Source organism: Eubacterium sp. SB2, assembly GCF_001244405.1.
Lineage (GTDB): Bacteria > Bacillota > Clostridia > Lachnospirales > Lachnospiraceae > Faecalicatena > Faecalicatena contortus_B.
Map to the genome: position 1 here is coordinate 1,337,272 of NZ_LN865153.1, position 13,001 is coordinate 1,350,272.

The 13,001-nt window shown below is 45.9% G+C and carries 11 protein-coding genes and 1 other annotated feature; of the genes, 5 read left to right on the forward strand and 6 right to left on the reverse strand.

From position 1 onward, the window contains the following. Nucleotides 1-178 precede the first annotated feature (178 nt). Nucleotides 179-387 (reverse strand) — a binding site (T-box leader). Nucleotides 388-537: 150 nt separating this feature from the next. From BN1938_RS18325 to BN1938_RS18335, 3 genes are read right to left on the reverse strand one after another with little or no spacing between them, the layout of a single operon-like run. Further along, nucleotides 538-1,671, reverse strand: coding sequence for a toxic anion resistance protein (locus BN1938_RS18325; protein ID WP_050641921.1), 1,134 nt, complete (start codon nucleotides 1,669-1,671; stop codon nucleotides 538-540). Between the two features lie 40 nt (nucleotides 1,672-1,711). Further along, entirely contained in the window at nucleotides 1,712-3,079 is a 1,368-nt protein-coding gene (locus BN1938_RS18330; protein WP_050641922.1) for a 5-bromo-4-chloroindolyl phosphate hydrolysis family protein, read from the reverse strand. A 9-nt stretch (nucleotides 3,080-3,088) separates the two neighbouring features. Beyond that, the gene (locus tag BN1938_RS18335) at nucleotides 3,089-4,066 is read right to left on the reverse strand and encodes a calcium/sodium antiporter (protein ID WP_174518403.1); all 978 of its coding nucleotides are present in this window, start codon (nucleotides 4,064-4,066) and stop codon (nucleotides 3,089-3,091) included. Between the two features lie 88 nt (nucleotides 4,067-4,154). On the opposite strand from BN1938_RS18335, the gene BN1938_RS18340 reads away from it, so the two are divergent. After that, complete coding sequence (locus BN1938_RS18340; protein WP_050641923.1) at nucleotides 4,155-4,835, forward strand: RluA family pseudouridine synthase; 681 nt, start codon at nucleotides 4,155-4,157, stop codon at nucleotides 4,833-4,835. 99 nt (nucleotides 4,836-4,934) lie between these two features. Here BN1938_RS18340 and spoVG read toward each other — a convergent pair whose 3' ends face one another. The 3 genes from spoVG to BN1938_RS18355 all read right to left on the reverse strand — a co-directional run bounded on the left by spoVG (nucleotide 4,935) and on the right by BN1938_RS18355 (nucleotide 7,685). After that, nucleotides 4,935-5,222, reverse strand: coding sequence for a septation regulator SpoVG (gene spoVG, locus BN1938_RS18345; protein ID WP_025654554.1), 288 nt, complete (start codon nucleotides 5,220-5,222; stop codon nucleotides 4,935-4,937). Nucleotides 5,223-5,295: 73 nt separating this feature from the next. Further along, nucleotides 5,296-6,414: a glucose-1-phosphate adenylyltransferase subunit GlgD gene (gene glgD, locus BN1938_RS18350; RefSeq protein WP_050641924.1), complete on the reverse strand. Its 1,119-nt coding sequence runs from the start codon at nucleotides 6,412-6,414 to the stop codon at nucleotides 5,296-5,298. Next, nucleotides 6,411-7,685, reverse strand: a complete 1,275-nt coding sequence (locus BN1938_RS18355) for a glucose-1-phosphate adenylyltransferase (RefSeq protein ID WP_050641925.1) — start codon at nucleotides 7,683-7,685, stop codon at nucleotides 6,411-6,413. The genes glgD and BN1938_RS18355 overlap by 4 nt, the downstream gene beginning before the upstream one ends. 214 nt (nucleotides 7,686-7,899) lie before the next feature. Between BN1938_RS18355 and murC the strand changes: the two genes are divergently transcribed. The 4 genes from murC to BN1938_RS18375 all read left to right on the forward strand — a co-directional run bounded on the left by murC (nucleotide 7,900) and on the right by BN1938_RS18375 (nucleotide 12,906). Next, nucleotides 7,900-9,276, forward strand: a complete 1,377-nt coding sequence (gene murC, locus BN1938_RS18360; protein ID WP_050641926.1) for a UDP-N-acetylmuramate--L-alanine ligase — start codon at nucleotides 7,900-7,902, stop codon at nucleotides 9,274-9,276. Between the two features lie 348 nt (nucleotides 9,277-9,624). Next, on the forward strand, nucleotides 9,625-10,716 hold the full coding sequence (locus tag BN1938_RS18365; RefSeq protein ID WP_050641927.1) for a DnaD domain-containing protein: 1,092 nt from the start codon (nucleotides 9,625-9,627) through the stop codon (nucleotides 10,714-10,716). Between the two features lie 13 nt (nucleotides 10,717-10,729). Beyond that, the gene (locus tag BN1938_RS18370) at nucleotides 10,730-11,758 is read left to right on the forward strand and encodes an ATP-binding protein (RefSeq protein ID WP_050641928.1); all 1,029 of its coding nucleotides are present in this window, start codon (nucleotides 10,730-10,732) and stop codon (nucleotides 11,756-11,758) included. Continuing rightward, nucleotides 11,731-12,906: a ribose-phosphate pyrophosphokinase gene (locus tag BN1938_RS18375; RefSeq protein WP_050641929.1), complete on the forward strand. Its 1,176-nt coding sequence runs from the start codon at nucleotides 11,731-11,733 to the stop codon at nucleotides 12,904-12,906. Before BN1938_RS18370 ends, BN1938_RS18375 begins: the two co-directional genes overlap by 28 nt. Nucleotides 12,907-13,001 lie beyond the last annotated feature (95 nt).

Consider the following 13,001-nt stretch of genomic DNA (forward strand, 5'->3'; position numbering starts at 1 on the left):
TATTTCATGTGTTGGAAAGTCGTGCTGTCCCGGTGTTTTTGTATACTCAGGTATTCGTGGTATGCCGGTTATACATTATTCTGCAGCTTGCTGCAGATCCGCCCGCAGGGCATGAGTTACGGGATGCCCTTTGGGTATACTTAAATATACAAAAACGCCGGGACCTTCTTCCCCTCCAAAAAGGGACCGAAAGTCTCGGCGGTACCACCCTAATTAACTGCATCCCCTGACGCAGCTCACTCAAACACCGTTAACGCCGGTTCTACGCCGTGCTTTCACACAGCAGCTCCCGGGCCGGTTCTATACATTCTCCGCAAAGGCCTCACACCTAACGGCCTCCTCTCTGTATCGTTTCCTGCATATACTATTCCCGTTCATCGCCTGTAGTAACTGTGATTCTACTCGAAAACCCTCTCTTTGTCAAGGGATTCTGCTCCGCTAATCTTAATCCTGACGGCTTCGCCTTGTATCAGTTCAGGAAAGTCTGTCCTGTTACGTTACCTTTCATTCCCTGCGGACTTATACAGTAACGTCATCTTATCCCTGAACCTGCAGCAGCTTCTGTTTCAGCTCGCCCTCCAGACGCATCATCTCCTGCTCTGCCTCACGGCGTTTCTGTCTGCCCTCCTGCTGGATGTGCATCACTTCGTCGAGCGTAGAAATCAGAGATTCGTTCGTCATCTTCAGCGTTTCAATGTCTACAATACCGCGTTCTGACTCTTTGGCAGTTTCAACTGTTGCCATTTTCAGTTTCTCGGCATTCTTACGCAGCAGCTGATTTGTCATGTCTGTCACTTCGCGCTGGGCAGCAGCTGCCTGAGCCGAATGCTCCACACCGAGAGCCAGAACCATCTGACTCTTCCACAATGGTATGGTATTTACGATCGTGGACTGGATCTTTTCAACCATAAGGGTGTCATTCCCCTGCACGAGGCGGATCTGAGGCGCGGTCTGGATTGAAATGGTGCGGGTCAGCTCGAGGTCATGTATTTTCTTTTCAAATCTGTTGCACATGGAGTCCAGGTCTCTGGCGGCCTGTGCATCCTCCGGCAGTCCGTCTCTCTGGGCCTTATTCAGCAGTTCCGGAAGTTTCGTGGTGCGTACCTCCTGCAGTTTCTTTTTTCCTGCCAGTATATACATGGAAAGTTCTTTAAAGTAGGTCAGATTCACCTCATACATTTTATCCAGTATCGCAATATCTTTTAACAGCTGTACCTGATGGTTCTCAAGTACTTTACATATCTGGTTAATGTTTGTCTCCGCCTTAGTATACTTTGACTTCATGGCATTTATTTTGTTAGAAGTCTTCTTAAATATCCCCAGGAACCCCTTCTCTTCCTCTTCATCAAAATCCTTCAGCTCTTTCACTACGCCAGACAAAAGGTCTCCGATTTCCCCCAGGTCTTTCGTCTTAACGTTCTCCAGCGCCGTCTCAGAAAAGTCCGCCATCTTCTTCTGTGTGCCTGCCCCATACTGAAGAATAACGGAAGAATTGGTCAGGTCGATCTGGTTTGCAAAGTTATCGACTGCCCGTCTTTCTTCATCCGTCAATATGTTGTCATCAAATACTACTTCTTCTTTCTCCACGACCTCTACTGCCTGTTTTTGCTCCTGGAAAGGTTCCAGCGTCAGTTCAGGGGTTGCTGCAAATCCTTCAAATTCGTTGTTCATTTTACTTCCTCCATCCGGTAAGTCTGCATCTAATTTTTTTCTACTTTTTAAAATCGTCCTTGGTAAGTCCCTCCTGTGCCAGCATTGTGTTCAGAACCGATATATCGGCCGATACATTCCAGGCCGTATCCTGGAACAGGCTGTCCAGAAGTTTCTCAAACGCTGCATTTAAAGTATCCAGAGTTTTCTCGATCTCACTCTTGGATGAAATAATATTGGCTCCCTGAACCGGCTGTGCATCCAGCTCCTCATAGGCCTCCAGAAGCTTGACTGTTGTCGGAAGATAATACTCCATCATCCGCCGGATATCCGGTAAATTCTCCGGATTCTGTTCAACCCGGTCAAAAATCCGGTCCACCAGGGTCTGTATACGGGATATCTTTGCCGAAATCTCTTCCCCCGGAATCGCATCATTACATTTTTCGATCTTTTTGATATACTCATCCCCCGCCCGGATAATCTCTTTTACCTGCGGGTCCATATTCATATCCTCCTCAGCCCGGCGCGCTTTCTCCAGACGTTCCTCCTGTTTCTGCTTTTCTATGCGCTGCATGAGGTCTGTATACTGGGCATAGGCCTCATTGCTGACGATCAGGCAGGTTCTCTGGCCGTCCAGATGCCCTTGCATGAACCAGCCTTTATTGATCATCTTTTCAAGATCTTTTACGATATACTTGGGGGGTTTTTTCAAACGCTGTGCCAGCTCCTTGATTTCACAGTATTCTTTTCCGCCCATTTCTCTGATATATACACGGAACCGCTTCACTTTTCCAAGAAGACTTGTCCCGACACCAGCGAGAATAGCCCCAACCCCCAGAAATGCCCCCAGCACACACGCTGTTACCCGGAAACTGCTGCTGAAATCAAAAGCAGTAATTCCTACAACCACAACGAGTATCAGCAATAAAAGCATGGAAATTCCCAGTGTATAACCTGCAGCAGCGAGAATAACCCCTCCGACTTTGGTTCCGGTCGTGCTTACAAACAGACGGGTATTCTTCTGAACAGACGGGGAATTCTGCACGTTCCGGTACTGCCGGCCTGCAGCCGCTGCGCGGTCCTGCGTTCTTTGTCCCTGCCATCCCTGTTCCCGTCTTTGTCCGGAATCCGGGTTCCATCGGTAACCTGCGTTTTCCTGCCCCGGGCCTCCCTGATACCTGTATGTATTCCCGTTGGACTGCCGGCGGCTGTTCTGCCAGGATTGATTTTTAAAGTTCTTCGCAGTCTTGTCAACTGCATCCCCTACAGCATCCCCCATTGTATGAATACCTTTTTCCAGTCCATCCATGGCATGATTAACGGTATTTGTAATTGTCTGGTTTAACCTGTTAAAATCCTGGGAATCCACAGCATCCTGCACCGTCCTGCGGATATCTTCCCCAAATCGTTCCCAATCCTGGTTCTTCATCTTTTCCACCTACCTTGTCAGAATATATACAAAAAATCCTGCATAAAACAGCAGAAACAATAAGCCTTCCAGCTTAGACAGTCCCTTTCTGCTGACAGCGCACACATACACCAGAAAACTTGCCGCGATCAGGATCACCGTATCCCAAACCGCAAAAGCATTTACAGTAATCGGTGTAATAGATGCGGAAGCCCCTAAGATCAACAGAATGTTAAATATATTAGAGCCAACCACATTGCCCAGTGCGAGATCATTTTCCCCCTTTTTAGCTGCCACCATTGAAGTTACCAGCTCGGGCAGGGAAGTCCCCAATGCTACTATAGAAAGCCCGATAAATGTCTGACTTAATCCAAAACTCAGTGCAATCTCCGTCGCGCTGTCCACAACAAAGTTGCCGCCGATGATGATGCCAGCTATCCCAATTACAATATAACCCACACTGCGAAGAGGAGTCAAGACTTCATATTCTTCTACAGGCTCTCCCGACTGTTCTATTTGCCTGCGGGAGTACATGGCATCGGTCACTGCGACGCATAAAAATCCGATAAACAGAACCAGAAGAAAAATTCCCACGCCTCTTGTAAGTACGTATTCTCTGTCATTTTCAAGTATGCCGCTGAAATGAAATCCGGTAAGCCCCAGCAATAAAACCAATGTGATTATTATAGAAAACGGGAACTCTCTTTTCAGTATAGACCACTTCACCTGAATTGGACGCACCATCGCGCTTGCCCCAAGTACAACCAGCAGATTAAATATATTCGAACCGATCACATTACTGACTGCAAGGTCATTTTTCCCCTGAAGTGCAGCCGTTATACTGACGGAGGCCTCCGGCATGCTTGTCCCAAAAGCGACGATTGTCAGGCCGATAATGATTGATGGCACCCGTAATATCTTTGCAATGCTTGAACTTCCGTCCACAAAAAAATCCGCACCTTTTATCAGCAGAAAAAAACCTATTATTAACAGCAGATATGTTATCATACTTGACCTCGCTTTTCTTTTATACGATAATCAGTGTAGTCAGATTTTTCTGAAAAGTCAAGGATATACCAGCAAAGGAGTAAATAAAATGAACCCGGACATCTTATATGAAGACGAGGACATCATCGTTTGTGTCAAACCGGCCGGAATACCAACCCAAAGCAGCCGAATAGGAACCCCCGATATGATCAGTATTCTGAAAAACCATATCCATAAAAACAATCCCAGAAAACAGCCGCCCTACCTCGCCGTCATCCACCGCCTCGATCAGCCGGTGGAAGGCCTTCTCGTATTTGCCAAGACGCCTGCTGCCGCCCGGGAACTGAACAAACAGCTGACCCGGTTCGGATTCGGCAAGCATTACCGTGCGCTCCTCACCGGAATCCCCGCCGCCATAGAGGGAGATCTGGCAGATTACCTTGTAAAAGACGGCAGAAACAATACGACAAAGGTCTGCACACCTGAAACTCCGGGTGCAAAAAAAGCGCTCCTGCATTATAAAATTATAGAATCCAGTCCGGATTCTGCCTGTTCACTGGCGGAGATCACCCTGGAAACAGGCCGCCACCACCAGATCAGAGTACAGATGGCACATATGGGAACCCCCATCGCAGGTGACAGAAAGTATGGCCGGGAATCCGAGAAGACTTCTGAGTCCTGCGGGCTTCAGCTGTTTGCCTGCCGTTTGAAGTTTAAACATCCGCGCACAGGCAAAATAATGGACTTCCAGACAGACCGGCTTAAATCAATAAATATCGTCGCATTGTGAAATTTATAACAATCAGGTGCAAAGGGGTCAGACCCCTTTTTTGAAAAAACAGGCTGCTGCAAGCTCGCAAGAGCTGCAGCAGCCTTCCATTTACTACATTTACATTTCCCCAAGAACTGTTTCCGGCTCGTCCTCTATTGACTGGGAATACTTCTCCAGGATTGTACTTTGAATACGCTCTCTGGTCCCGGAATTGATTGGGTGCGCGATGTCACGGTATTCACCGTCAAGAGCTTTCTTGCTCGGCATTGCGATAAACAGGCCCTTCTCACCTTCTATCACTTTAATATCATGGACAACAAATTCGTCGTCAATTGTGATAGAAACAACTGCCTTCAACTTCCCTTCCTTTGCCACCTTGCGCACACGCACATCTGTGATTTGCATAATGTTCAAGTCTCCTTTCTCCGCCTGCATTAGTTCTGCGCCCTATTGAGACATGACTCAATAAGCCTAACCTTTATAATGCATACCGTTCGTTTTTCTCAACTACCACTTTCACACCATTCTCACCAACATGCCTTGTGTTCGCTCTTATCGTATCGCGACTCTCTACTACACAGTTTTCAATGTAAGTATTGTCCCCAAGATAAACGTCGTTCAGGATGATAGAGTTCTTGATAACGCAGTTATTGCCCACAAATACTTTTTTGAATAAAACGGAATTTTCAACGGTTCCGTTAATAATACTTCCGCTTCCAATGAGACTGTTCTTAACAACCGCCCCCGGATTATACTTAGCCGGCGGAAGATCACTGACCTTGGAATTCACCGGTGGAAGCTCCTTAAAGAAATAGCTGCGCACCTCCGGTTTCAGGAAATCCATATTTGTCTGGTAATATGCGTCCACTGTTGAGATGTTACTCCAGTAGCTGTTTATCTTATAACCGTATATTTTCTTCAGATTCTTATAACGAATCAGAATATCGGTTACAAAATCATGTCTTTCCTCTTCTGCACAGTGCTCGATGAGGTCGATAAGCTGTCTTCTCCTGATGACATAGATACCAGTAGAAATCGTATGTGAGTGAGCCACCATCGGCTTTTCCTCAAACTCTTCAATCCTTGCGGATTCATTCATGCGCACGGTGCCAAAGCGGGTAGCGTCCTCCCCGGCTTCCAGATCCTTGCACACAACGGTAATGTCTGCCTTCTTCGCGATGTGGTACTCAAGCACTTTATTATAGTCAAGCTTGTACACCGCATCTCCTGATGTAATGATTACATACGGCTCATGGCACTTCTTCAGGAAATCCAGATTCTGATAGACAGCATCCGCCGTTCCACGGTACCAGTATCCATTCTCCGCCGTAATCGTAGGGGTGAATACGAACAGCCCCCCCTGCTTTCTTCCAAAATCCCACCATTTAGATGAATTCAAATGTTCATTCAGGGATCTTGCATTATATTGCGTCAGCACAGCAACCTTCTGAATATGGGAGTTTGCCATGTTACTCAATGCAAAATCTATTGCTCTGTAACTGCCCGCTACCGGCATCGCCGCAACAGCACGTTTGGAGGTCAATTCCATCATCTTTCTGTTGTTTCCGCCTGCTAAGATTATACCTACTGCTCTCATACACGATCACCTGCCTTTATTAATGTCTCTCCGCTTGCAAGTACTCCGGCGCTGTAATCCTCTATGGACGTAACACCGCTAATGGCGGTATTCTTACCGATCTGCACTCCGGACGGTATTACTGAATTCTCCCCGATGGTTGCGAGGCCGCCGCTATAAACATTCGGTTTTTCTTTGTTCGGGACTTCGCTTCCGATCCCGATCACAGTATCATTGCCAACCTTGGTTCCCTCGGCAATAATCGCCTTATCAATCACGCAGTTATCTCCAATGGTAACATCCCTCATGATAATGGAGTCTCTGATAATGCTCCCCTTACCTACAGTTACACCGCCTCCAAGCACAGAATTATGAATCTCGCCGTAGATCTCCGAACCGTTGCTGATAATACATCTGTCAACTACGGACTGTTCCGAAATATACTGTGGTGGAATATTGGCACTGTTGGTATAGATCTTCCAGAATTCTTCATAGAGGTTGAACTCGGGGATAATATCGATTAATTCCATATTTGCTTCCCAGTAAGAGCTCAGTGTTCCGACATCTTTCCAATAGCCGTTATACTCATATGCAAACATCCGCTTGCCATTCTCGTGGCAGTACGGAATGATATGCTTCCCAAAATCACAATTCGGCTGTTCCGAAAGTTTAAGCAATGCATCCTTCAGTACCTGCCAGCTGAATATGTAGATACCCATTGATGCCAGGTTGCTGCTCGGTTTTTCCGGTTTCTCTTCGAATTCTTTGATCCTGCTCTCATCATCTGTAACGACAATACCAAAACGACTTGCTTCCTCCATCGGTACCGGCATGGCTGCTATGGTGACATCCGCTTTATTCGCCTTATGGAAATCCAGCATCACTTCATAATCCATCTTATAAATATGGTCACCGGAAAGAATCAGCACATAGTCAGGATTGTAAGTCTCCATATAGTCGAGGTTCTGGTAAATCGCATTCGCTGTCCCTGTATACCACTCACTGCTTGTACTCTTCTCGTACGGCGGAAGAATCGTCACCCCTCCGACATTGCGGTCCAAATCCCACGGAATTCCAATTCCTATATGAGTATTCAATCGTAAAGGCTGATACTGTGTTAAAACACCCACGGTATCAACGCCTGAATTAATACAGTTACTGAGCGGGAAATCAATGATACGGTACTTTCCGCCAAATGCAACTGCCGGCTTGGCCACTTTTGCGGTAAGGACTCCCAATCGACTGCCCTGTCCTCCTGCTAACAGCATTGCAATCATTTCCTTTTTAATCATGTCGTCACCTCATTTCTAGTTAGTTGGGTTTATTATAACACACTTTTATCTTCCGCACACATTTTTTACAAATTTTTAGCGGAACGTTTTGCCTTTTTGTTAATTTTGCACAAAAAGAACATCTTTAAAATTTCCCCATATATAGTATAATATAAAAAGCAGTTAATGTTTATGACAAATTTTAAGATTTTTTTAAAGGAGAAGGAATAAATTTATGTATAAGATCAATTTCAAAAAACCAATTCATATCCATTTTATAGGGATTGGCGGCATCAGCATGAGTGGTCTGGCCGAGATACTTCTTAAGGAAGGATTTACAGTATCTGGTTCTGATTCCAGAAAGTCACCACTAACTCAGCAGCTGGAAGACAAGGGCGCCCGGGTATTTTACGGACAGAAGGCCGGCAATATTATAGATGGGATTGAATGTGTGGTTTACACTGCTGCCATCAGCCGTGATAATCCGGAGCTGATTGAAGCCGTTGCACGTAAGATACCGATGCTTACAAGGGCAGAACTGCTTGGACAGCTGATGAAAAACTATAAGAATCCCATTGCCGTTTCCGGAACACATGGGAAGACCACAACCACCTCCATGATTTCTCATATTCTCCTGGAAGGAAATCTGGACCCAACCATATCCGTTGGCGGCATTCTGCAGGCCATCGGCGGCAACATACGGGTGGGGAATTCCGATACCTTTATTACGGAAGCCTGTGAATATACAAACAGCTTTCTGGATTTTTACCCCAGAATCAGCGTTATCCTCAATATAGAAGAAGATCATCTGGACTTTTTCAAAGATCTGGAAGATATCCGTCATTCATTTCACCAGTTTGCATCCCTGCTCCCCCCAGACGGAACTCTTGTTATCAATTCAAATATACAGAACTATGAAGAGATCTGCGACGGGCTTCACTGCAGCGTCATCACTTACGGAAGCTCGCCGGATTCCAACTACAGTGCACAGAATATCAGTTACGACGAGAAAGGCTGCGTCTCTTTTGACCTGCTTCGGAACGGAACTCCCGCAGAACACGTTGTTCTTTCTGTCACCGGAGACCACAATGTTTCCAATGCGCTTGCTTCTATCGCAGTTGCGGAGCTGCTTGGAGTTCCGGCTGATATGATACAGAAGGGGCTGATCTCCTTCTCAGGGACAGACCGCCGTTTTGAATACAAGGGTATCCTAAACGGTACCACAATTGTAGATGATTATGCCCACCATCCCACAGAGATTGCCGCAACCTTAAAGGCTGCAAAGCACTATCCCCACGAAGGGCTGTGGTGCGTATTCCAGCCCCACACCTACACCCGGACAAAGGCATTTTTTCATGAATTTGCAGAGGCTCTGTCCCATGCAGACCATGTGGTCTTAGCAGATATCTACGCCGCAAGGGAAACGGATACGCTGGGAATATCCTCCAGCGATCTGGCGCAGGAGCTCTCAAAACTGGGAACCGACTCACACTATTTTCCGTGTTTTGAAGAAATCGAAGATTTCTTAAGAGAGAACTGTAAACCCGGTGACCTGTTGATAACTATGGGCGCCGGAGATGTAGTAAATATCGGGGAAGAACTGTTAAAATAAAACTTATCCACACTTTCCCCACACAGTTATCTACAAAAAACTCTGTTTTACCCACTAAAAAACACTTTGTCCCTCAACAATAAGGTGCTATAATACCTATACGCATAAGAGTTAAATATATTTAAGACTAATACTGCACCCGCCTGACCTTCCCGCTCAGCGGCCTGATTAACCCCGATTTAACCGGCGCAGATATGACTGCGCTTTCTAAATCTGCCTTAATCATCCCACTAAGCGGAACATCCAGCCGGGCATGTATACGATCTGACATACTCTGGTAAGAAAAGTTCACCGTTCAGGCAGGCCTGAGCGGTTGCAAGAAAAGCGAAGGGTGGGGAAACATAATTTATGAAAACACTGACATTGAAGAATAAATTCCAGACAAACGTGACCCTGGTCACAAATGATTTTATAGATAACTATATGATCCAGGCGAACGGTGAGTTTGTAAAGGTCTATTTATTCCTTCTGAGGCATCTCGATGATCCCTGTTCTTCTCTCACAATCTCTACGATTGCTGATTGTCTGAACAACACCGAGAACGATATTCTGAGGGCCTTCAGATTTTGGGAATCCGAAGGGCTTTTAAGCCTGGAAAAAGATGAAGAAGGCCGGATCATTGGAATTGAACTGGAACGGACGCCCTCCATCGCCCCGAGAAAAGTAACCGCCTTAAAGGGCGCTCCTGCCGCTGCAAAGCCGACAGCCAGGGAGCGGAAGCCTACTGCACAGCCAGCCTCGCAGCCTGCAGCTGTGTGTCCGGCTGAGCCCAAGTCAAAAGCAATTCCCCTGACTTCCTTCAAAGCGCAAAAAGAATTGAAGTCGCTTCTTTTTATAGCGGAACAGTACCTCGGCAAGACCTTGTCCAGCACCGATGTGGACGCTATTACATATTTTTATGAGACGCTCGGCATGTCAGCCGATTTAATCGAATATCTGATTGAATCCTGCGTTGAGAACGGTCATAGAAGTATTCACTATATTCAAAAAGTTGCCCTCTCCTGGTCAGACAGTGGTGTTACTTCGGTTGAACAGGCCCGCCAGCATTCCTCAGCATACAATAAGAACTGCTACACCGTTCTGAATGCATTTGGCATTAAGAACAGAGGACCCGCGGCAGCTGAACTTTCTTATATTAAGAAATGGACGGAAGAATTCGGCTTTACTCTCGATATCATTCAGGAAGCCTGCAGCCGGACTATAACGGCTACCCATCAGCCCAGTTTTGAATATGCTGATTCGATCCTCACAAAGTGGAATGAAAATCAGGTAATCCATCTGAAAGATATCGCTGTTCTGGACGCAGCATTCCAGAAAGAAAAGTCTTCCAGGAAGTCTTCTGACTCCAGGCAGAAGCCAGTCTCCAAGAATCTTAACAACTTCGAAAGACGCGCCTACGACATGGAGTCGCTGGAAGAGCAACTATTAAACAGTAATTAAAAGGAGCATAAACTTGGGACTTAAAGCATCACAATATCAGGCCATTATGCGTGATTATGAACAGCGCCAGCTCCGTAATCACGATAGATTGACCAGACATTATGAAGAGGTGTATAAAAAGCTTCCGGAATTTAAATCGATCGATGAATCCATTTCCATTCTCTCCGTCCAGTACGGCCGCAAGCTGTTGAATGGGGACGACAAGGCCATAGATTCCCTGAAAGAGGAACTGGCGATTCTGCGAAGCAGTAAAAAAGATCTTCTGCATTCCGGAGGATTCCCTGAGAATTATCTGGAACCTATTTATGACTGTAAAGACTGTATGGATACAGGCTACATTGGCAATCAGAAGTGCCACTGCTTTAAGAAGGCGGTGATTGGCATCCTCTATGAACAGTCCAATCTGAAGCAGGTTCTAAAGCAGGAGAACTTCGGTACCTTTTCTCTTGATTACTATTCAAACAATTATATAGACACTAAAACAGGGCGTTCTTCCATGCAGGTAATACAGGATGCCCTTAAGCTATGCCATCATTTCGCCGACACATTCGGAACAGAATTTAACAACCTCTTCCTTTACGGGGACGTAGGAGTAGGCAAAACTTTCCTTTCTAACTGTATTGCAAAAGAACTGATGGACAGAGAATATTCCGTTCTCTACTTTTCATCTTCAAAGTTTTTTTCAATTCTGGCCAAGAATACATTTGACAAAAACAATATTGATGCACAGAATATGTATGAGTATATATTTGACTGCGATTTGCTGATTGTCGATGATCTTGGAACAGAATTCACGAACTCATTTGTGGCATCACAGTTTTTTACCTGCATTAATGAACGGCTGCTCAGCCGCAAATCAACCATTATATCAACCAATCTGTCTCTGGACACTCTGGCCGACCTTTATACAGAACGGTCATTCTCCAGAATAACCAGTAATTACACGATGCTCAAACTGATTGGAGATGATATCAGAATCAAAAAGAAATTAATCAAAAACAGGGAGGAACACTCATGTTACACCGCACAGAAAGAACTCTAGAAAACATTCCAGTAGGCGCTCTGGGCCTGATTCCGGTCGTGGGCTGCGAGGAACTCGGAAAAAAGGTCAATGATTACCTTGTCAAATGGAGGAGGGAAAGTGCCATTGAGCACAAGGATGATGTAGCATTCTCCGGATACGAAAAGGACACTTACATTGTAGACTGTGCTGTGCCGAGATTCGGTTCCGGCGAGGCAAAAGGCATTATCAATGAATCCGTACGCGGGATGGATCTCTATCTTATGGTAGACGTATGCAACTACAATATCACCTACTCCCTGACGGGCAATATTAACCACATGTCACCAGATGACCATTTTCAGAATCTGAAGCGCGTCATTGCCGCAATCGGCGGTAAAGGCCGGCGTATTAACGTCATCATGCCATTTTTATACGAAAGCCGGCAGCACAAAAGAAACGGGCGGGAATCTCTGGACTGTGCACTTGCACTCCAGGAACTTGTCCGCATGGGCGTGGACAATATTATCACTTTCGATGCGCACGATCCAAGGGTTCAGAATGCAATCCCTCTGAACGGCTTCGAAACTGTACCGCCGACTTATCAGTTTATCAAGGGCCTTCTGCGCAATGTTGACGACCTTCAGATTGACACGGAACACATGATGATTATCAGCCCGGATGAAGGCGGCACCAACCGTGCCGTATACCTTGCCAATGTCCTTGGCCTTGATATGGGTATGTTCTACAAACGCCGCGATTATACAAAGATAGTCAACGGACGCAACCCCATTGTTGCCCATGAATTCCTGGGAAGTTCCGTAGAGGGCAAAGACGTCGTCATCATCGACGATATGATCTCTTCCGGTGACAGTATGATTGAAGTTGCGACCGAATTAAAGCGCAGGAAAGCAAAGCGAATCTATGCCGCAGCAACATTTGGCCTGTTCACCAACGGAATGGACAAGTTCGACAAGGCATACGAGGACGGTGTTCTCACAGGAATTCTGACAACGAATTTAATCTACCAGTCTCCGGAGCTCCTGTCCAGGCCATATTATATCAACTGCGATATGAGCAAATATATCGCACTGCTGGTCGATACGCTCAACCATGACGGATCCATCAGCACACTGCTTAATCCGAACGAAAGAATCCAGCATGTTCTTCAGGAATACCGCAATAGATAGGACTAACTTAATTTTTAAATTTTATAAAAACAGTCCTCACAGGCATTTTTAAGTCTGTGAGAACTGCTTTTTTCATTTCAGGTTACAGGTTTCAT

Excerpts from the sequence above, each read along its gene's own strand:
- BN1938_RS18325 (WP_050641921.1), bottom strand. The coding sequence starts at position 1,671 with ATGAACAACGAATTTGAAGGATTTGCAGCAACCCCTGAACTGACGCTG.
- BN1938_RS18330 (WP_050641922.1), bottom strand. The coding sequence starts at position 3,079 with ATGAAGAACCAGGATTGGGAACGATTTGGGGAAGATATCCGCAGGACG.
- BN1938_RS18335 (WP_174518403.1), bottom strand. The coding sequence starts at position 4,066 with ATGATAACATATCTGCTGTTAATAATAGGTTTTTTTCTGCTGATAAAA.
- BN1938_RS18340 (WP_050641923.1), top strand. The coding sequence starts at position 4,155 with ATGAACCCGGACATCTTATATGAAGACGAGGACATCATCGTTTGTGTC.
- spoVG (WP_025654554.1), bottom strand. The coding sequence starts at position 5,222 with ATGCAAATCACAGATGTGCGTGTGCGCAAGGTGGCAAAGGAAGGGAAG.
- glgD (WP_050641924.1), bottom strand. The coding sequence starts at position 6,414 with ATGAGAGCAGTAGGTATAATCTTAGCAGGCGGAAACAACAGAAAGATG.
- BN1938_RS18355 (WP_050641925.1), bottom strand. The coding sequence starts at position 7,685 with ATGATTAAAAAGGAAATGATTGCAATGCTGTTAGCAGGAGGACAGGGC.
- murC (WP_050641926.1), top strand. The coding sequence starts at position 7,900 with ATGTATAAGATCAATTTCAAAAAACCAATTCATATCCATTTTATAGGG.
- BN1938_RS18365 (WP_050641927.1), top strand. The coding sequence starts at position 9,625 with ATGAAAACACTGACATTGAAGAATAAATTCCAGACAAACGTGACCCTG.
- BN1938_RS18375 (WP_050641929.1), top strand. The coding sequence starts at position 11,731 with ATGTTACACCGCACAGAAAGAACTCTAGAAAACATTCCAGTAGGCGCT.